Source organism: Bacillus rugosus (assembly GCF_023238245.1).
In the GTDB taxonomy this organism is placed as follows: Bacteria; Bacillota; Bacilli; order Bacillales; family Bacillaceae; genus Bacillus; species Bacillus rugosus.
In genome coordinates this window covers 4,086,415-4,104,522 of record NZ_CP096590.1, presented here as the reverse complement: position 1 = coordinate 4,104,522, position 18,108 = coordinate 4,086,415, and the positions used below count along the sequence as shown (strand labels likewise).

18 protein-coding genes and 2 pseudogenes are annotated in these 18,108 nt (G+C 44.0%); 10 read left to right on the top strand and 10 right to left on the bottom strand.

What is annotated here, in order from left to right; all coding sequences use genetic code 11:
• Positions 1 to 58 precede the first annotated feature (58 nt).
• Complete coding sequence (locus tag M0696_RS20750) at positions 59 to 637, bottom strand: LysE family translocator (protein ID WP_222142427.1); 579 nt, start codon at positions 635 to 637, stop codon at positions 59 to 61.
• Between the two features lie 128 nt (positions 638 to 765).
• On the opposite strand from M0696_RS20750, the gene M0696_RS20745 reads away from it, so the two are divergent.
• Complete coding sequence (locus M0696_RS20745) at positions 766 to 1,653, top strand: LysR family transcriptional regulator (RefSeq protein WP_222142426.1); 888 nt, start codon at positions 766 to 768, stop codon at positions 1,651 to 1,653.
• 46 nt (positions 1,654 to 1,699) lie between these two features.
• On the opposite strand, the gene M0696_RS20740 is transcribed toward M0696_RS20745, so the two are convergent.
• The 3 genes from M0696_RS20740 to M0696_RS20730 all read right to left on the bottom strand — a co-directional run bounded on the left by M0696_RS20740 (position 1,700) and on the right by M0696_RS20730 (position 3,596).
• Positions 1,700 to 2,179 (bottom strand): DUF2798 domain-containing protein, encoded by a 480-nt coding sequence (locus M0696_RS20740; protein WP_166846189.1) that lies wholly within the window; start codon positions 2,177 to 2,179, stop codon positions 1,700 to 1,702.
• An 80-nt stretch (positions 2,180 to 2,259) separates the two neighbouring features.
• On the bottom strand, positions 2,260 to 2,703 hold the full coding sequence (locus M0696_RS20735; protein WP_222142425.1) for a GNAT family N-acetyltransferase: 444 nt from the start codon (positions 2,701 to 2,703) through the stop codon (positions 2,260 to 2,262).
• A gap of 14 nt (positions 2,704 to 2,717) precedes the next feature.
• Complete coding sequence (locus tag M0696_RS20730) at positions 2,718 to 3,596, bottom strand: LysR family transcriptional regulator (protein WP_248602356.1); 879 nt, start codon at positions 3,594 to 3,596, stop codon at positions 2,718 to 2,720.
• A 187-nt stretch (positions 3,597 to 3,783) separates the two neighbouring features.
• Here M0696_RS20730 and M0696_RS20725 point away from each other — a divergent pair, with 187 nt between their 5' ends.
• Entirely contained in the window at positions 3,784 to 4,998 is a 1,215-nt protein-coding gene (locus M0696_RS20725; RefSeq protein ID WP_248602355.1) for an MFS transporter, read from the top strand.
• A gap of 34 nt (positions 4,999 to 5,032) precedes the next feature.
• Here M0696_RS20725 and M0696_RS21185 read toward each other — a convergent pair.
• A pseudogene (locus tag M0696_RS21185) lies at positions 5,033 to 5,611 on the bottom strand (pentapeptide repeat-containing protein); the annotation flags it as partial.
• Here M0696_RS21185 and M0696_RS20715 point away from each other — a divergent pair.
• Positions 5,589 to 5,708 (top strand): annotated as a pseudogene (locus M0696_RS20715) (DUF4440 domain-containing protein); the annotation flags it as partial. The pseudogenes M0696_RS21185 and M0696_RS20715 sit on opposite strands and share 23 nt — an antisense overlap.
• Positions 5,709 to 5,781: 73 nt before the next feature.
• Complete coding sequence (locus tag M0696_RS20710; RefSeq protein WP_217501709.1) at positions 5,782 to 6,573, top strand: hypothetical protein; 792 nt, start codon at positions 5,782 to 5,784, stop codon at positions 6,571 to 6,573.
• A gap of 36 nt (positions 6,574 to 6,609) precedes the next feature.
• Here M0696_RS20710 and M0696_RS20705 read toward each other — a convergent pair whose 3' ends face one another.
• Together M0696_RS20705 and M0696_RS20700 are read right to left on the bottom strand one after the other, a co-directional pair.
• Positions 6,610 to 7,347, bottom strand: a complete 738-nt coding sequence (locus tag M0696_RS20705) for a MerR family transcriptional regulator (protein ID WP_166854560.1) — start codon at positions 7,345 to 7,347, stop codon at positions 6,610 to 6,612.
• A 205-nt stretch (positions 7,348 to 7,552) separates the two neighbouring features.
• On the bottom strand, positions 7,553 to 8,863 hold the full coding sequence (locus M0696_RS20700) for an MFS transporter (protein WP_166846202.1): 1,311 nt from the start codon (positions 8,861 to 8,863) through the stop codon (positions 7,553 to 7,555).
• Positions 8,864 to 9,298: 435 nt separating this feature from the next.
• Here M0696_RS20700 and M0696_RS20695 point away from each other — a divergent pair, with 435 nt between their 5' ends.
• The gene (locus M0696_RS20695) at positions 9,299 to 9,745 is read left to right on the top strand and encodes a DUF6376 family protein (protein ID WP_166846205.1); all 447 of its coding nucleotides are present in this window, start codon (positions 9,299 to 9,301) and stop codon (positions 9,743 to 9,745) included.
• A 32-nt stretch (positions 9,746 to 9,777) separates the two neighbouring features.
• Here M0696_RS20695 and M0696_RS20690 read toward each other — a convergent pair whose 3' ends face one another.
• The gene (locus M0696_RS20690) at positions 9,778 to 10,707 is read right to left on the bottom strand and encodes a manganese-dependent inorganic pyrophosphatase (RefSeq protein WP_222142423.1); all 930 of its coding nucleotides are present in this window, start codon (positions 10,705 to 10,707) and stop codon (positions 9,778 to 9,780) included.
• Between the two features lie 206 nt (positions 10,708 to 10,913).
• Between M0696_RS20690 and hypR the strand changes: the two genes are divergently transcribed.
• Positions 10,914 to 11,291 (top strand): transcriptional regulator HypR, encoded by a 378-nt coding sequence (gene hypR / locus M0696_RS20685; RefSeq protein WP_166846208.1) that lies wholly within the window; start codon positions 10,914 to 10,916, stop codon positions 11,289 to 11,291.
• Between the two features lie 29 nt (positions 11,292 to 11,320).
• On the opposite strand, the gene cotF is transcribed toward hypR, so the two are convergent.
• Positions 11,321 to 11,803: a spore coat protein CotF gene (cotF, locus tag M0696_RS20680; protein WP_014115857.1), complete on the bottom strand. Its 483-nt coding sequence runs from the start codon at positions 11,801 to 11,803 to the stop codon at positions 11,321 to 11,323.
• Positions 11,804 to 11,948: 145 nt separating this feature from the next.
• Here cotF and M0696_RS20675 point away from each other — a divergent pair, with 145 nt between their 5' ends.
• From M0696_RS20675 to rplI, 4 genes are all read left to right on the top strand, one after another.
• Positions 11,949 to 12,098 (top strand): hypothetical protein, encoded by a 150-nt coding sequence (locus tag M0696_RS20675; RefSeq protein ID WP_014115856.1) that lies wholly within the window; start codon positions 11,949 to 11,951, stop codon positions 12,096 to 12,098.
• A gap of 227 nt (positions 12,099 to 12,325) precedes the next feature.
• Positions 12,326 to 13,255, top strand: coding sequence for a YybS family protein (locus M0696_RS20670; RefSeq protein ID WP_222142422.1), 930 nt, complete (start codon positions 12,326 to 12,328; stop codon positions 13,253 to 13,255).
• 37 nt (positions 13,256 to 13,292) lie between these two features.
• The gene (gene gdpP, locus M0696_RS20665) at positions 13,293 to 15,272 is read left to right on the top strand and encodes a cyclic-di-AMP phosphodiesterase GdpP (RefSeq protein WP_061187125.1); all 1,980 of its coding nucleotides are present in this window, start codon (positions 13,293 to 13,295) and stop codon (positions 15,270 to 15,272) included.
• Positions 15,269 to 15,718 (top strand): 50S ribosomal protein L9, encoded by a 450-nt coding sequence (gene rplI, locus M0696_RS20660; RefSeq protein ID WP_166846215.1) that lies wholly within the window; start codon positions 15,269 to 15,271, stop codon positions 15,716 to 15,718. The genes gdpP and rplI overlap by 4 nt, the downstream gene beginning before the upstream one ends.
• Before the next feature lie 235 nt (positions 15,719 to 15,953).
• Here rplI and M0696_RS20655 read toward each other — a convergent pair whose 3' ends face one another.
• Positions 15,954 to 18,053 carry an ArnT family glycosyltransferase gene (locus M0696_RS20655; RefSeq protein ID WP_222142421.1) on the bottom strand — a complete coding sequence of 700 codons (2,100 nt, stop codon included), beginning with the start codon at positions 18,051 to 18,053 and terminating at the stop codon, positions 15,954 to 15,956.
• Positions 18,054 to 18,108 lie beyond the last annotated feature (55 nt).

The following is an 18,108-nucleotide window of genomic DNA, read 5'->3' as shown; positions in this document are numbered from 1 at the left end:
ATCCATTCTCTATCCCATATTCCGCATTTTTGCTGTACGTCTATTCCTTTTTGAACGTCTACAAATAAATACTGATGGCAGAATAAACAAGCAGCAAGCACATGATGATGCGAAAAGCCTTGTCGTGTTTTTCAAAGAGTTTTTTGAACACAGAGCCGAATCCTGACCATAGCAGCAGCGCCAGCCAGCCGAGAATAATGGCTAATGTGAGATAAACAATAATTGCTGTCATTGAATGCTGAAACGGAAGAATAAAAGCACTCATCAATGTTAAGAAGAACAGAATGCTTTTGAAATTGATCATTTGAAAAATAAAACCTGATAGAAAAGAAGAATGCACATCTTCAGAGTCCTTCTTTGCTTTTTTGGACATACTGACCTGCCATGCCAAATAAAGCAGATAGACCGCACCTGCTATTTTGAAGTATGGTTCTGCAACCGGAATCCATTTGTATAATCCTATCGTAAATACACCGCTGAGAATCCCAAGGACTGTAAAGCCTGCCAAAATGCCGCTATTGAAACGCCATGACCCTATAAAGCCAAACCGCCGCGCTTCATTCATCATTAAGATGTTGCTGGGGCCAGGCGTAATGGATGTCAAAATCACATACGAAAGAAACGCTATTACACTCATAAAATCACCTTCATTTACTAATGTCGTACGGGGCAGTTTTTATTGTATGATAATGATATCTATAAATAAAATTGAAATATAAAAAAGCATTATCATTTTTTTCGATAGATCATAAAAGGAGAAATCGTATGGAGATCAGACATCTTATCACATTTCAGGCCATTGTAGAGCAGGGGAGTTATACTGGAGCCGCGTCAAAGCTAGGCTATACGCAATCCACGATCACCACTCATGTCCAGGCGCTTGAGCAGGAGATCGGCGGGGCATTATTCACGTATGAGAAACGGAGTTTAAGGCTGACTGCGTTAGGCAGAGAATTGCTTCCTTTAGCCGAAGATTTACTAGCAACCCACGAGCAGATCAAGAATATGCAAAACGTTCACGAAGTTAAGGGCGTGTTGAAAGTAGCTGCACCTGAGTCTTTAACCATTTCCAGACTCGGGCCTATTATAAGGGAATTTTCGCTGAAATATCCTCATGTCAAAATCATTTTAAGCAATGGCACATGCGGGCAAAATCAGGTGGATTTGTTAAGCGGACGGGTCGATATCGCGTTAATGGTCTATCCGAAAATTCATATCGAAAAATGCGTTCATTACACGTTAACCGAGGAGAAAATGGTCCTTGTGGGCAGTATGGATGGACCGGATCATTTTGATGACTATAAACAAGAAAACAGCACCCATTTCTTTATCACAAATGAAGAGGGCTGCAGTTATCGGACCATGTTTGAAACGTATCTTGTGAAGCATGACATCAGCAGCTTCCAAACGATGGAGCTGTGGAGTATTGAAGCGATCAAACAAACGGTCATGAGCGGGCTTGGATTTTCTGTTTTGCCTTATATCACAGTGAAAGAAGAAGTGGAGGCGGGGAAGCTGAAAATCCTTCATCATGCTGAAACCTTTGATCCGCTTTACTCTCATATGTTAATCAAAAAGAAAAAATGGCAGCTGCCTGCCGCGGAGGCTTTTGCGGAGCTTGTTTTACATTCGATTCGTGAGGCGGTATGCTGAAAATCATTGTGAAAAGGAGTGGGTGTAACGCCCACTCTTTTTCTATTTAAACAGCGGCTGTGAGCTTTGGTTTTACAAATTTCATAAAAACCCCTCTGACTAATGGGCCCATAATCAGTAATTGCAAGGGATAAGCTAAGATGAAATTTTTTAATACAATCATTAGGTAAGCGCTGAAAAGGCTGCCCCCGTTAATTCCATTTGATAAAGCTGCTGTCACTAAACCGAACACAGACATACAAAGCACCATTCCGATCACCATACACGTCGACATGGCAAGGATGACAAATAATTTCTTAGACTTGTCGAACGGCATGCTGAATGCAACCTTTTTGGCAAGGGGGCCCACTAACAGTAAATCTAACAGCAGCGCTACAATAAAACCGATGACCATTTCAAAAACAGTCACCAATGAAAAATCATGTATTGCTCCGTTGATGATGGCATTGTAAATCGACATGACGCAGACCATTCCAAAACACATCATCACGCCAAATATAAGACCTTCTTTTTTATTCGCTGGCATACAATCAGTCCTTCTCTCAATAATCGGTGATTAGTATACCAACGAACCGCTCATGCTCATAAGTGACAAATTTGTGAACTTTATTGGCCAGAGCCGTCTTTTTTGATCATCAGCACATGCGGAATGCCGTCCAGCATAAATTCTTCTGATGCTGTTTGATAGCCGAGCTTTTCATAAAAGCCTGCCGCCTGTGTCTGGCCGTACAGTTTGAATGAAGAAATGCCTTGTTCTTTCACAATACGTTCTAACGCATCGACGATCACTTTGCCCAGTCCGCATTTGCGATAAGGCTTCAGAATGCAGATTCTTTCCAGTTTGCCCACGTGATCAACGATACGGACACGTGCAGTGCCAACAGGTTCATTCTCATGATAAACGAGTATGTGCCGGCAATCTTCGCGGAGTGTATCGAACTCATCGAATTCATCGGAAACGGGGCATCCTTGTTCCTCTACAAATACTGTCTTTCGGATTTCGAACGCTGTATGTAAATCATGTTCTGACGTTATTCTCTCAACTTTCATGATGTAATCCTCCCTTACTCAGAAAAATGGCTGATGACATATTGTTTAAAGGTCTCAGCGACCGGTGATAAAAACCTGCCTTTAATCCAGGCGATTCCTATGACACGCTGACATTCCGGCCAGCTGACACGGACTTTTGTGATTTTACTTTGGTCTAAGCCTTTCAGGTCTGGCAGAATGGATATGCCAAGCCCGGCAGCCACAAAACCTGCGGCAGTGGCTGCTTCTTCCCCTTCAAACATAATGTTCGGCTGTATGTTGGCTTTCTCAAACAGCTCATCGACTGTCATCCGAAGGGCGTAGCCTTTTTTCAATAAAATAAAACGCTCCCCGGCAATCTCACTCAGGGTAATGCTTTCACGATTGGCTAATGGATGATCGTTTGGCACAAATACAAATAGTTCTTCACTCCACAGCTTGATCCATTGGATCGGCTTTTCAGGCTTGATCGAAGCGAGGAGACAGAGGTCCAGGTCTCCGGATTTTAATCGTTCAAGCAGCCAATAAGAATGGTTTTGCTTCAGCTGGAAGGCAATGTTGGGATTTTCCTGCTGGAAGGAGCCGATGAGATCAGGCACGAGCGTTGTCCCTAAAGTATGCAAAAAACCGAGAGACACTTCACCTTGGTCTGGCTTTAATAAAGCTTGAATTTCCTCTTTTCCCTCGGTGTACTCCTTCATCATCGCTTGAACCCGCCGTAAAAAGATGTGTCCGTATTGATTTAAGGTAATAGATCGTCCTTGCCTGTCGAATAGCGGCACGCCTAAATGGTTTTCCAGTCTGGCGATTGAGCGTGAAAGCGCAGGCTGTGTGATAGAGAGGCTTTTTGCCGCTTTCGTCACGTGCTGCATCCGGGCCAGTGTTTGAAAATATTCAAGTTGTTCCCATTCCAATCATTATCCCTCCTATATTACATATAAGCATGGAAATCATATTTTATATGCATTATACAACATATATTAACGGTGCTAAGATGAATGTATAAACAGACTCGAGGATGTTTGAATTCATAAGACATAAAGGATGGTTGTTTATGAATTGCTGTGCTCAACAACATGCTGAGGGACCGGTAAAGTCCCGATGACATACATTCAAAAAGGCACACCGATTTTTCGGAAAATTACGTTTGCTTTCTTTGCTGCGGGTTTCAATACATTTGCAATTCTTTATTGCGTACAGCCGCTTATGGAGGAATTCACACGGGAATTTCATGTAACGCCTTCGGCGGCAAGTCTTTCATTATCTGTTACCACAATGCTGTTAGCTGTGAGTATGCTTGTCTTTGGTTCGTTGTCAGAGGTGTGGGGGCGCAAGCCGATTATGGCTGTATCCATGCTAGCCGCATCCGTGCTCTGTCTGGCGTCGGCCTTCAGCCCGAATTTTCATACGCTGCTCGTATTGAGAACCATTCAAGGGATTGCGCTTGCCGGGCTTCCGTCGATTGCGATGGCTTATCTGGGAGAAGAGATTGAACCCGGAAGCCTTGGGTCGGCGATGGGGCTGTATATCAGCGGAAATGCGATCGGCGGTGTCTTTGGAAGGATCGTGTCAGGGCTCCTGAGCGAGTACTTTACTTGGCATATGGCGATGGGGTCAATTGGTGTGATTAGTTTGATTGCAAGTATTATATTTTTTATGAATTTGCCTCCATCCAGGCATTTCACTCCGAGAAAATGGGAACTCGGGCAATTGGGAATGTCACTCATCAGCCACTTGAAGGATGGGAAACTATTAAGCTTGTTCTTCATTGGTTTTTTGCTGCTGGGAAGCAATGTTGCATTGTTTAACTACATTGCGTATGTGCTCTTGGGAGAGCCGTATTCGATTAATAAAGCGATTGTCAGCTGGATTTTTATTGTGATGATTGTAGGGATTTTCAGCTCGTCTTTCATCGGAAGAATGGTTGATCAATACGGCTATCCGAAAATACTGGTGATGAATATTTTCATTGTCATCACGGGTGCCTTATTAACGATAAATAGTGTGTTAGCAGTGAAAATTCTGGGGATTGCCCTCTTTACATTCGGCTTCTTCGGCGGGCACTCAGTCGCCAGCAGCTGGGTGGGTAGGAGAGCTCTGCACAACAAAGCGCAGGCGTCATCGCTGTATTTGTTCTTTTATTACGCCGGTTCAAGTATTGGCGGAACAGTCGGCGGGCTATTCTGGTCTGCTTTTCAATGGATGGGGGTAGTCGGCATGATCACCATCATGCTGCTGGTTGCGCTATGGCTGTCGGGATATTTGGCTAGAAGTGTGAAAATGCCGGTTAAAAGTAACGAAAAAGGATTGGATTGATGGCAGCAAAAAAGGACCGCAGGCGGGTCCTTTTTTATTTCCAATGGGCGGGGATTTGTAGAGACGGCGGCAGATTTGTGTTTGCATCGCCTTTTGCGGCATTCACCTGTGCCCGCGTCAGAAAGATGCTCCCGGTCAGGTCGGCGCCACTGAGATCAGCATCTCTTACATCTGCACCGATAAAGTTTGACATTCTGTCCGCATTTCTCAGAACAGCAGCTATGAGCAGTGGCCCTGTTAGGTTTGCTCCTCTTAGATCAAGCCCTTTCAGTTTCGCACCGATCAGGACACTTCCTCGGGCGATTTTTTTCGGAAGTTTTGGATTGTGTGGTTGGGCCCGCACCAGCTTACTCGTATTTAACAGCTATTCATTGACCTCAGCTCGATGCTCGTGAACTGCAGTGTCAGCAGGTTTTTCTTGCTGAGTCTAGTGAGTTTGTATCTTTTCGAAACAGGTTCGCAGCTCGTGATGAATCGGTTCGACCATCTCTATAGAAAGTGCTTCATGTAAATGCCAGAGCATTTCGTGCAGCTGCTGCATAATAGGAAAAATGTCAAACACCTCGTTGGCCGTTTCGGGGTGGTTTCGCCAATCCGACTCCGAGTATGCGATGGAAAGAAGGGCGACCTATGTGTTTAAGAAGAATGCACAAGGCGAGTGGCTTTGTGCAATCGATAATTCATATGGTGCGGATTTAATTGGTGTTTAGCGTTCAGATATGTCTTCGTTGTGCCTTTCCTGCATATAATAATTCATTCAACTGATGAGGGAAGGTGACTCCAATGAATCTCAGAATGGCTCCTTATTGGTTTTATGCAGGCGGGCACAGAGGACTTGTTCCACATCCATACGTACGTCGGCAGCCCATATCCTCTCGTGCAATCATTACATCAGCCCGCGGGGATGTAACGGGAGACGGCATAATTGACGAAGTCTTTCTCACTGGCAGCCAAATGACTGGCGGCCCTTTATGGAGAAATATCACATTGGTGATCCGTGATGGCAGAACCCATCAGGAACAGCAAATCCAGCTCCAAAACAATTTAGGATACAATCCGTCTCTTCTTTTGGGGGATATGACAGGCGACAAGATTGATGATGTGGCAGTGGTGATAGATACTGGTGGAAGCGGCGGTGCTATCTATTCATATGTGTTTGCCTATATAAACCGGCAGTTCAGACAGATTTTCAATTCGGATGTGTTGAATGCTGAATTGAAGTACAGTGTGAGGTATCAAAATCAATATAAAGCGAGCGTTATCAGTCATCAGCAAAACGAAATATATATCCTCGACCTTACTTACAAGGGCAGGGAATATTTGAATGAGATTTATACCCAGCAGGGAGTATTGAAAATGCCGATAGAAGGCTGGGTCAATCCTTTATCCGGCTTGTATCCAATTGATTTCAACAGAGACGGCGTATACGAACTGCTGGCGTATCAGCGGATAGCGGGAAGGTATAACGCCGACTCATTGGGATATGTTCAAACCGTATTGAAATGGAACGGACGGAGTTTTGCCGTTGACCGGCAGAATGTATCAATTGTTGGCGGTGCTGTCTCATCTTCATGAAGAATGTCTCCCTATATAGAGTGACAAAGACTCACGCTACAGGTGTTCTGCAACGACGGTCAAATAATAAGATAAACCGGTTTGCTGCTCTTCCAACATTCCTCTATGGAAATCATCTTGCATAAAAAATCGCGTTTGTTTTACGTAATCTTCTTTACTTGTCGGATGCCCGTTCTGATTTAGGAACTTAAGATGTTTCATGACATGCTCTTGTACGACAGGGTCATGATACGTCACGCCGCTTCTTAAAAAATCAGCCATTCCATCAAGAAAGTGTTTTGCCTCTATCGCCATTTTGTTCATTTCATTTACATTGATTGCAGTGGTATCTAATTCAAAATTGTAATGATCTTTTAAATAGCCATTTTGTTCTGCTAAAGATTGCTTCCATTCTTCAGCGCTTTCAAATCCTTTAAACATGACCTGATGATCCATATTCTCACCTTTTCTTGTGTATTCTAAAGACGTGTTGACTGTTTGAATGAGGCGCTGATACTTTTCAATTTTCTTTTCAAACAGCTTTTTTTGTTTTTCTAATGTACTAGTTCTTTCAGCATCTTCATCTAATAATGTTTTTATTTCTGACAAAGGAATATCTAATTCTTTGTAAAAAAGGATTTCCTGCAGTCTTTTTAGTTCGTCAGCACCATAGTACCGATATCCGGCTTCGCTTATTTCTTTTGGAGCCAGTAAGCCGATTTTGTGGTAATGATAAAGCGTTTTGATTGTCACGTTTGCAATGTGAGATAGTTCTTTTACCGTTAATTTCACAATCCAATTCCTCCTTTCTTCTTTCACTATGAGACCTTACCTTTGGTTGGAGTCAAGGATAAAATGAAGGTATTTTCGTCCGGAGAGAATAGAATATGGCCGGTGAATGAGAGAGAAGTCCAAACAGGTAATGGGTCCTTAAAGCCGTTCGACAAACTGATGGCTCCTTTTTATGATCAAAGAAAAGAGCGCTCTCAACGAGCACTCTTTATTCCAGATTAATTCGTTTTACATCTCCTAGTACAAACACATAAAAAATCAACCCGAGCAGCAGCACAAAACCGGCTACCAGAAAGCTGAGCGTAAAAGATCCTGTCACATCAACCAAATATCCCGTCAGTGAAGCAGCAATAATGCCTCCGAACAGGTTGTTTGCCAGGTTCACCATGGAGCTCAGCATGGACACGGAACCGATTGGCGCCAGCTCTGCGGAGATGGACCAGCCGACAGGTGCGGTTGCAGAAATACCGGCAAGGCCGATTGAAATACAGATAATCGCGATGGTGATATTGTTCGTCAGAATGGAGCCTAAAAAGAAAAAGCCGAAGCTCATTCCGACAATGATCACAGTTCGGTACACCTTGGTGTTAGGATAGCCTTTCTTAATAAAGTAATCGACGAGCCAGCCCCCGACTACAATTCCGGAAATGGTTGAGATCAGCCAGGGCACAGCTGTAAATAAACCGGATGACATGAGATCCATTCCGTATGTATGTTTAAAGAAAGTCGGAAGCCAGGTGAGCAGCAGGTTGAATGTGTAGCCGTACCCCGTAAATCCAATCATTAAGCCCCATACTTTCCGGTTGGAGAAAAGCTTTTTTAAAAGCGGGCCTGTTTTGTAAGGGATTTGCTCTGTTGTAATTGAATTGTGTCTTTGAATATAGTTTAGCTCACTTTTGGAAATGCGTTTGTGCCGTTCAGGCTGCTCATAATACTGCCAGAAAAAGATCGTAAACAACACATTGATGCATCCAATCGTCAAAAAAGCGACACGCCAGTCAAAAGTTGTGACAAGAAAGGCGACCAATGGCGCGCCGATCACGTTTGAAAACTTGGCGGCCGAGTCGAACAGCGAGTTTGCCAATCCCCGCTCACTTGGAGGAAACCATAGAGCGGTTGCCTTGGAGGCAGCAGGGAACGCAGAGGCGCTCGTCAGCCCGATGAGAAAACGGAACAGATATAACAGCAATTTTCCTTGCAAAAAAGCAAGAAGGATCGTTAATAAGCTCCATATTGTCATTCCGATCCTCGTGACCCACGCCACACCAAACCGGTCCAGCAAACTTCCGACAGGCAGCTGCATCAGTGTATAGGAATAAGTGTAAATAGAAAACACGATGCCAAGTTCGGTTGCAGTAAGGTGAAACGAATCTTGTATCGCAGGGGCGGCCACAGAGATGGCTACTCGGTCAAAATAATTAAGAATGATAATGCCGCTGAGTAACGAAGATATGTACCATCTGGTATGTCCAGGCCGTTTCACGCGCTCTTGACTCATGATGAAAACCTCCTCTGTCATAGCATGATCTCCTGATGGAAATACCATTCAAATTTTAAATACCACAGCGTACTTTTGAGTAAACGGATAACAGGAATTTGACTGGAAAAGCCCAGTGCTTTAGAATGAAAGTAATAAAAATGAACACTCCAAAGGGGAGTAGCTTTCACAGTAAAGTCGTCATTACGGGGCAAGATGCCCTCGGCTTTGCTGGCAATCTAATTGTTAGCGAGACCTTTGCCAAATTTGATTTGGTGAAGGTCTTTTTGTTTCGGAACTTCACCAAATCGGTGGAGTTTTTTCATTTTTATCAAAAAGGGAGAGGAGCGTCAGTATGTCGAAGCTAAAAAAGTGGCTGAAGCGTGAATTGGTGAGGAAAGGGCTGCCGTTAGCGAAAGAGAAATTGATCCCGATCTTAAAAGAAAAAGTGAAGAAGAAGCGATGAGGAGGCTGACGATGAAAATCATTTTGACTGTTCTTGCCGGTGTGGGGCTTTTGAGTGCAGGCGGATGCGGCTTGCTGGATCAGGTGAATGACGGATTGAATTATACAAATGAAGCCGCGGGCTATGTGGAGAAGGTGAAAACATTTGCAGAGGATGCGCCTGAATTGGCTGAGCAAGCTGTAAATGACACGGAGGCGAAAGACAAACTTGAAGCACAGCTTGAGTCAATTCAGCAGGCTGCCGCTGATTTTAACGAATTAACACCGCCTGATGCTGCGGCAGAGATTCATCAAACCATTCAAGAGCATAACGAGACCTTGCAGAAAAGTGCTGAAGATGTGTTGAAGCAAGTGGAGGAAGGCAAGGTATCGCTTGAAGAATTGGAGCAGTCTGATCTTGTTCAAAACGCAAAGCAGGTGACTGACGTGATGGGCCAGATTGAAAAGCTGGGCGAATAAGAAAAGCATCCCGACGTCGGGATGCTTTTTTATTATTCAGCCATTGCGTCAGTTAAGACAGGAACGACTTGTTTTTTACGTGAAACAACACCTTTTAAGAGGGCTGTGTTGTTTTCTAATGTAACGTTAAACGCTTTTTCCACTTTCGCTGCTTCATTACCAATCGCAAGGGCAAGTGAATCATTTTCTAAGATGTCTGTGATGACAAGAAGGAACAGGTCAAGGTTCTTCTCAGCAACAACGTTAGAAATCACAGCTTCTAACTCAGCTTGGCGTTTTTTCACATCTTCAATGTCCACTGTGTTTACTTGTGCGATTTCGACTTTTTTGCTGCCGAGTGTAAATTCTTTCGCATCAAGAGAAATCAGCTCTTCTACTGTTTTTTTGCTTAAATCAGCGCCAGCTTTCAGCATGTTCAAGCCGTATTCTTCAGCATCTACGCCAGCGATTTCTGCAAGCTCTTTTGCTGCCGCTACGTCTTGGTCTGTGCAAGTTGGAGATTTGAATAACAGTGAGTCAGAAATGATCGCAGACAGCATAAGGCCGGCAATTTCTTTCTCGATTTTCACGTTATTTTCTTTGTATATTTTGTTTAAGATTGTAGCCGTACAGCCTACAGGCTCAGCACGATAGTACAGCGGCTCAGCTGTTTCGAAGTTAGCGATGCGGTGGTGGTCGATCACTTCTAGAACCTGAACATCTTCAATGTCCTTGATGCTTTGCTGGCGTTCGTTATGGTCAACCAGGATAACGCCGTTTACTTCGTTTGCAGCTGTTTCAACAAGACGCGGGCTTTCTTGTTTGAAATAGTCAAGCGCGTATTGTGTTTCGCCGTTGACTTGTCCAAGACGGACTGGCTCAGCATTGAAGCCGAGTTTGTTTTTTAAATCAGCATAAGCAATCGCAGAACAAATCGTATCTGTGTCTGGGTTTTGGTGTCCGAAAATAAGTATCTTTTCCATGATAGCTCCTTATCCTTTTTTTAAGTAGTGTAATCTTTATATAGTTTAACACGTCTTGCTGCAGGTGTAATCATACAAACCCGTAAAAATTGATATGAATAAGAAGCATTTTCTTTGAGCTGAAAAGGAAAGGTGTGTAAAATACTGGGTAGCTTAGTTGCAAAATGTGATGTAGTATCAAAAAAGGTACTATTGGAGGGGCAAGAATGAGTGAAAAAAAGAATATATACCCGAACAAAGAAGGCTGTCCTGTTGAATTTACGCTAGATGTGATTGGCGGAAAGTGGAAAGGAATTCTTTTTTATCACATGATAGATGGCAAGAAACGGTTTAATGAGTTTCGCAGAATATGCCCGAATATCACCCAAAGAATGCTTACTCTTCAGCTTCGGGAGCTGGAAGCGGACGGCATCGTGCATCGTGAGGTTTACCATCAGGTGCCGCCCAAGGTTGAATACTCTCTGACGGAATTTGGTCGAACACTTGAACCGATTGTTTTGCAAATGAAAGAATGGGGAGAATCCAACAGAGATGTGCTGGAATCTTATCGTTCGAACGGTTTGCTGAAGGATCAGCAGAAATAGCAGCAAAGGGAACTCCTTTGCTGCTTGTTTTATTTCATTGAAAGGGCTCTGTTGGCATTTCTGACATCGTTTTTCAACAGTTCAGAAAGGTTGTAGGACGGATAGTATCCATGTTGATACATGTATCGATAAACTTGGGCATGCAACTGGATGGCAGCATTCAGCTGTTTGACCAATACGTTTCTTAATTGAGGTGTTGCTGTTTCTGTAATCGCGATGGCATAGCTGCGGACAGACGTTTTGGCAAATCCAAGCAGATCACCGCTGTAAAATGGGTTATCCGCACGTTCTTCTTCCTCATCCTCTCTGTGCGGCGCCTGTGGAAAGAACGGAAGAAGCTCTCTTAGATTTTGCTCAACGGCCTGAATGGACACACTATAAAGTTGTCTGAGCTGAGGGTCTTTTACTTCTCTTATCATTTTCTTCAGTCTAATGAGTCCGTTTGATTGAAAAGCAACCAGCTCGTGCATTTCTAAAGTTTCATGCCAAGCCAATGTTCTGCGTTCATCCATGTAACAATTCTCCTTTATCAATCAGATTCCATATCAGCATATGCCCAGCGCTTAATGTTGTTCATGATGTTTTGAAGTTTTTAAAAAGGGAAATTCACTTTATATAGGATACGGGTTGAGAACATGCAAAAAGAGGTGAGACACGATGTGGGAGATGATAAAGAACTTTTTCTTGTTTAGCAGCGGCGTTCTGCAAGCAACAACCCTTTTACTGGTGATCTTAATTTTTATGTATGTCAGAAAAACGAAAAAGAAAAACAAGGAATCTTCTGGCTTTATGGATGATAAACATTAACCGTGATGGGCATTCTTTTCAAAGAATGTCTTTTCATTTGCAATGTTTCACATGAAACATTGGCGTCATTTTACTTGCGATTTGGACTTATGTTAAAATATAAAAGAAAAATGTAAAGATGATATAAAAAAACATTCGGTGCAAAGCATGTTGCAGCGATGAAAAAAGAGCAGTCGTTTATGCTGCTCTTTTCTATTCGTATGTTCGGGATGATACGAGGTGACTAAGTGAAACAAACGAGAGCATTAATGGAAGGTGCTATTTTAATCAGTCTGTTTGCGATCATCACGCTTTTGGTCGTTTATGTTCCTGTGATTGGAACAATTCTGTTATTTGCACTGCCGCTGCCCATGATCCTGTATACGATTAGGCATGGATTGAAGTTAGGGATATGGATGGGTGTTGTCAGTCTTCCGGTTGTTTTTATTGTCGGGTCCTTTACAGGGCTTATTGTAGCTTTTATGTCAGCTTGCGCCGGCATTGCCATGGGGCACTATTTCAAAAAGAAAGAACCCGGGCACGCCATTATTTCGGGCGCTCTTATTTATATGCTTTGTATTGTCTTCTATTTTGTGATAAGCATTCAGTTTTTGGGTATCAATATCATTGATGAAGCGATGACACAATACCGGCAATCTCTAGATATTGTCGAAACTGTATTGAAGCAGTCGGGCAATGCTGAACAGCTTGAGAAGCAATTGAAACTGATGGAAGAACAATTGGGTATCGTTCAATATCTTTTTCCAACAGCTATTGTGATGGTAGGAGCTATTTTTTCTTTCCTCAGTTACCTTATCGCTAAGCCGCTCTTAAGGCGATTCTCCCCCGATATTCCTAATCTAAAGCCTTTTAGAGAGTTGAAGTTTCCGCAAAGTGTTGTAGTGCTGTATTTAATGATCGTCATACTTTCATTTTTGCCTTTAGAAAAAGGCCAAATGCTGTACTCTATCGCTTTAAATGGGGAGTTTATACTCGGGTTTCTGATTTTTATCCAAGGTTTATCATTTATCTTTTTCTATTGCCATAAGAAACAATATCCGAAGGCTGCGGCTGTAATTGCAGTGATTCTTGGGTTTATACATCCGATCTTTATGGCAGCCATTCGCATTTTAGGCGTTATAGATATGGGCTTTAATATAAGGAATAAGGTGAAGTGAACATGAAGTTTTACTCACATGGTGGGGAGTGATAGAAATGCCAAGCTTTTATGAAAAACCGCTGTTTCGGTATCCCATCTATGCATTGATTGCTCTGTCAATCATTACAATCCTCATCAGCTTTTATTTTAACTGGATATTAGGAACCGTCGAAGTACTGCTGCTCGCAGTTATTTTGTTTTTTATTAAACGTGCTGATTCTCTTATTCGAAAAGAGATTGATGCTTATATTTCTACGTTATCCTACAGGTTGAAAAAAGTCGGTGAAGAGGCATTGATGGAAATGCCGATCGGCATCATGCTTTTTAATGACCAATATTATATAGAATGGGCAAATCCGTTTCTTTCTTCTTGCTTTAATGAAAGCACATTAGTGGGGAGATCCCTTTACGATACTTGTGAGTCGGTTGTGCCGCTCATCAAACAAGAGGTGGAATCGGAAACGGTTACATTGAACGACCGCAAATTTAAGGTTGTCATCAAACGGGATGAGCGCCTGCTGTATTTCTTTGATGTAACGGAACAAATCCAGATTGAAAAGCTATATGAAAACGAAAGAACCGTGCTGGCGTATATTTTTCTTGATAACTATGATGATGTGACCCAAGGATTGGATGACCAGACGAGAAGCACGATGAACAGCCAGGTAACATCTTTGCTAAACGCTTGGGCTCAGGAGTACGGGATCTTCCTGAAAAGGACGTCTTCAGAACGCTTTATCGCTGTACTTAATGAACACATCTTAACTGAACTCGAAAATTCGAAGTTTTCGATTCTTGATGAGGTGCGGGAAAAAACCTCATTTGACGGTGTAGCGCTGACGTTAAGCGTCGGTGTCGGGGCCTCAGTCTCCTCGCTGAAAGAACTTGGCGATTTGGCGCAATCCAGCTTGGACTTAGCGCTGGGGCGCGGGGGAGACCAAGTAGCGATTAAGCTGCCGAACGGCAAGGTAAAGTTTTACGGCGGTAAAACAAACCCGATGGAGAAACGAACAAGGGTGCGGGCCCGCGTTATTTCTCATGCCTTAAAGGAAATCGTCTCTGAAAGCAGCAATGTGATTATCATGGGGCATAAATTTCCCGACATGGATTCTATCGGCGCGGCGATCGGGATTTTAAAGGTAGCTCAGGCAAATAACAAAGATGGTTTTATCGTCATTGATCCAAATCAAATCGGATCAAGTGTGCAGCGTTTGATTGAGGAAATCAAAAAATATGAAGAGCTGTGGTCAAGATTTATTACGCCTGAAGAAGCGATGGAAATCTCCAATGATGACACGCTGCTTGTAATTGTTGATACACATAAGCCGTCACTTGTTATGGAGGAACGACTCGTCAATAAAATTGAACATATTGTGGTCATCGACCATCACCGCAGGGGTGAGGAGTTTATCAGAGACCCGTTGCTCGTTTATATGGAGCCGTACGCTTCTTCGACAGCGGAATTGGTGACAGAGCTGCTTGAATATCAGCCGAAGCGCTTAAAAATCAATATGATTGAAGCAACAGCCTTATTAGCTGGTATAATAGTGGATACAAAGAGCTTTTCTCTCCGTACTGGCTCGCGGACTTTTGATGCGGCTTCTTATTTAAGGGCAAAAGGCGCCGATACGGTGCTTGTGCAGAAGTTCCTGAAAGAAACCGTTGATTCCTATATTAAACGGGCGAAGCTGATCCAGCATACGGCCCTCTATAAAGAGAACATTGCAATCGCTTCTCTTCCTGAAAATGAAGAGGAATACTTCGACCAAGTGCTGATTGCACAGGCGGCCGATTCGCTGCTGTCGATGAGTGAGGTTGAGGCTTCATTTGCGGTGGCGAGACGGGATGAACAAACCGTTTGTATCAGTGCGAGGTCGCTTGGCGAAGTCAATGTTCAGATCATCATGGAGGCGCTGGAAGGCGGAGGGCATTTAACAAATGCGGCGACTCAGTTGTCCGGCATCTCAGTTTCTGAAGCGCTGGAACGGCTGAAGCACGCCATAGATGAGTATTTTGAGGGAGGCGTACAGAGATGAAGGTTATTTTCTTACAAGATGTAAAAGGAAAAGGAAAAAAAGGCGAAGTCAAAAACGTAGCAGACGGTTATGCGCATAACTTTCTGATTAAAAAAGGCCTCGCGGTTGAAGCGAACGCGTCAAACATCAGCGCGTTAAACGGACAAAAGCAGAAAGAGAAAAAAGAAGCCATTGCCGAGCTTGAGCAGGCAAAGAGCTTAAAAGAGACATTAGAAAAACTGACTGTTGAGCTCAGCGCGAAATCAGGTGAAGGCGGCCGTTTATTTGGTTCTGTGACAAGCAAGCAAATTACTGAACAGCTCCAAAAAGACCATAAGATTAAAGTAGATAAGCGGAAGCTTGACCTGCCGGATGGCATCCGTGCGTTAGGATATACAAACGTGCCTGTGAAACTGCATCCTGAAGTGCAGGCTGTGTTAAAGGTACATGTGAAAGAAGAAGTTTAATAGAAAAGAGGCTTGGGTTGCTCCAAGCCTCTCAGCGTGTCGAGAAACCCTCGCATTCGTTGTCAGTCCTGCGCGTTGGTGCTCACGAATTGCTACATTCGCTGTGCCCCAATGTTCGTTCTACCTAGACTTCAAGGGTTTTCAATCACGCTGAAAAAAGATGACAAAATCCTAAATAAAACCGTTTTAGGATTTTGTCTACAAACTTAGGCTTGGATAACTCCAAGCCTCTTTTTTATTCCACGAGATAAAGAGTTTGCTGGCTTTCTCGGCCAGGTCCTCCTTTCATGCCTTGCTGGCTGCTGTTTGTGCTGCTGGAGGAAGTGCTGTACTCGTCAGATGATATCTCTTTTCCGTTTTTCTTAATCCAGGAAACAAGCTCGCTGTTGCCTGAGTTATTTCCTGATAGAAGGAAGTACTTCACTTTGCCTTCTTTGACCAGATTTTTCAGTTCTGACACAGTCAGAATTGGATCTGTGCCGTTAAATCCGCCCATTGCCATAACAGATTCATTTTCATTAATAATGTATGGTGCAGCCGTTACGGTTGTCAAAGTAGCAAATAGATACTCCTCGCCGGTTTGATGCTTCCTCAGATAAGACAGGAGTCCGGTGTCGACCTCAGAGGAGAACATGCTCCCGCCGTTTGCTGAGCTTTTGAGCTGCGGACCGGATTCAGGAAGAACGCTGTTGCCTCCGTAAAGAAGCGGCGTTGCTGACCAGTAGACCGGTGCGAGCAGCAGAACGCATAAACTGATGATGGTCAGTTGTTTGCTGAACGGGTGACTGCGTTTAAGCAGCAGAAGCGCAAGGGTGATGCCGAGTCCTAAGAGTCCCAGTACATACATCCATACACTGCCGATTTGGCTTGTATAAGCGCTTAGAATATAAACCTGGAATGCAGCTGTGATCAGAACGGCTGCCGGCAGCAGGAAGCTGGCCCAGTCTTTATTGTTTGTGTATAAGCGGTACATCGTATACCATCCGATACCAGAAAGTGCGGCAATCGGCGGTGCCAGCATAATCAAGTAATACTGGTGGAAGAATCCTGCGACACTGAAAAAACTAGCGACAGGAACGAGCCAAGCCGCCCAGAATATTGTTTCTTTCATTTCAGCTGCCTGCCCGCGGCGATCACGGTACCAGCTGACGATTCCGCTCAGCAATCCGATCAATGCGAATGGAAGCATCCAGCTGATTTGGCCGGAAAGTGCCGATTGGAAGAGACGAAGCGGTCCTGCATCGCCGGTGCCGAACATATTCATACTTTTTCCGCCACCACCGCCGGGCCCGCCGTTTCCATGCCCATTACCGCCTGTTGGAGGTGTGCCGATGCCTCCATTGGAGGTGCCGTTTTGTCCGCTAGGCGGCTGAGGCGCCTGTGAATTGTTTCCGAATGATTGATTGCCGTTTTGATTGGAGGTACTTCCGTCAGGATTGCTGGTTCCATCCTGAGAGGAAGATGATCCGTTGCCGTTTATCGGTTGCATGGTGCTATTACTCTGCATGTTCCCGCCGCCAGCGGCATTCAAATCACCCCTTGCAAGGCCAGTGGTTTGTCCAAGCAGCCGCTCTGTGCCGTTGTAGCCGAAGGCCAGCTCTAACACTGAGTTGGTCTGGCTGCTTCCTACATAAGGCCGGCTGGAGGATGAGGTTGAATCCACCACAACCGCCCATGAGAGCGAAAGGCCTGTCAGAAGGACGAGAGACAGAAACAGAGACCCGATTTTCTTCTTCAGAGAAACCCGGGATGCAATCAGGTAGAATAACACAAATGCAGGCAATACCATAAACGCTTGCATCATTTTCATATTAAAAGCGAGCCCAATCAGAGCAAATGCCGTCAGCAGCCAAACCAGTTTGCCTTGTTTAACCGCCCGAAGCAGGCAAGCTGAACCGAGCAATAAGGTAAAGACAAGCATGCTGTCAATATTGTTTGTCCGGCTGACGGCTACTGCGATAGGCGTCAGTGCCATGACAAGTGCGGCAATGCGGGCCGCTCCAATTCCAAAGGTCGGTTTGATCATTCTGTAGAGAAGGAATACAGATCCAACTCCAGCAAGAGCCTGAGGAATGATCACACTCCACGTGTGAACGCCGAAAATCAGTGCGAAAATCGTTTGAATCCATAACACAACAGGCGGCTTATCCACTGTTACAAATCCGGAAGGGTCAAATGACGCATAGAAGAAATTGTGGAAGCTTTGCGTCATGCTTTTTACAGCCGCCAAATAGTATTGGTTCGCTGTGTCATCCTGCCAAATGTTATACGCATTCAAAAAAGCCGCTGCAAGCAAAATAAGAATAAGGACTACGTCGAATACTTTGGTTTTCATCGTTTTTCACCTCTTATGGTTTCTAATTGTAAAAAACAAATATGAAAAACTTATG

Bases quoted from the DNA above. Each gene is read 5' to 3' on its own strand.
- M0696_RS20750 (WP_222142427.1), bottom strand. From the start codon at position 637: ATGAGTGTAATAGCGTTTCTTTCGTATGTGATTTTGACATCCATTACG.
- M0696_RS20745 (WP_222142426.1), top strand. From the start codon at position 766: ATGGAGATCAGACATCTTATCACATTTCAGGCCATTGTAGAGCAGGGG.
- M0696_RS20740 (WP_166846189.1), bottom strand. From the start codon at position 2,179: ATGCCAGCGAATAAAAAAGAAGGTCTTATATTTGGCGTGATGATGTGT.
- M0696_RS20735 (WP_222142425.1), bottom strand. From the start codon at position 2,703: ATGAAAGTTGAGAGAATAACGTCAGAACATGATTTACATACAGCGTTC.
- M0696_RS20725 (WP_248602355.1), top strand. From the start codon at position 3,784: ATGACATACATTCAAAAAGGCACACCGATTTTTCGGAAAATTACGTTT.
- M0696_RS20710 (WP_217501709.1), top strand. From the start codon at position 5,782: ATGAATCTCAGAATGGCTCCTTATTGGTTTTATGCAGGCGGGCACAGA.
- M0696_RS20700 (WP_166846202.1), bottom strand. From the start codon at position 8,863: ATGACAGAGGAGGTTTTCATCATGAGTCAAGAGCGCGTGAAACGGCCT.
- M0696_RS20695 (WP_166846205.1), top strand. From the start codon at position 9,299: ATGAAAATCATTTTGACTGTTCTTGCCGGTGTGGGGCTTTTGAGTGCA.
- M0696_RS20690 (WP_222142423.1), bottom strand. From the start codon at position 10,707: ATGGAAAAGATACTTATTTTCGGACACCAAAACCCAGACACAGATACG.
- hypR (WP_166846208.1), top strand. From the start codon at position 10,914: ATGAGTGAAAAAAAGAATATATACCCGAACAAAGAAGGCTGTCCTGTT.
- cotF (WP_014115857.1), bottom strand. From the start codon at position 11,803: ATGGATGAACGCAGAACATTGGCTTGGCATGAAACTTTAGAAATGCAC.
- M0696_RS20675 (WP_014115856.1), top strand. From the start codon at position 11,949: ATGTGGGAGATGATAAAGAACTTTTTCTTGTTTAGCAGCGGCGTTCTG.
- gdpP (WP_061187125.1), top strand. From the start codon at position 13,293: ATGCCAAGCTTTTATGAAAAACCGCTGTTTCGGTATCCCATCTATGCA.
- rplI (WP_166846215.1), top strand. From the start codon at position 15,269: ATGAAGGTTATTTTCTTACAAGATGTAAAAGGAAAAGGAAAAAAAGGC.
- M0696_RS20655 (WP_222142421.1), bottom strand. From the start codon at position 18,053: ATGAAAACCAAAGTATTCGACGTAGTCCTTATTCTTATTTTGCTTGCA.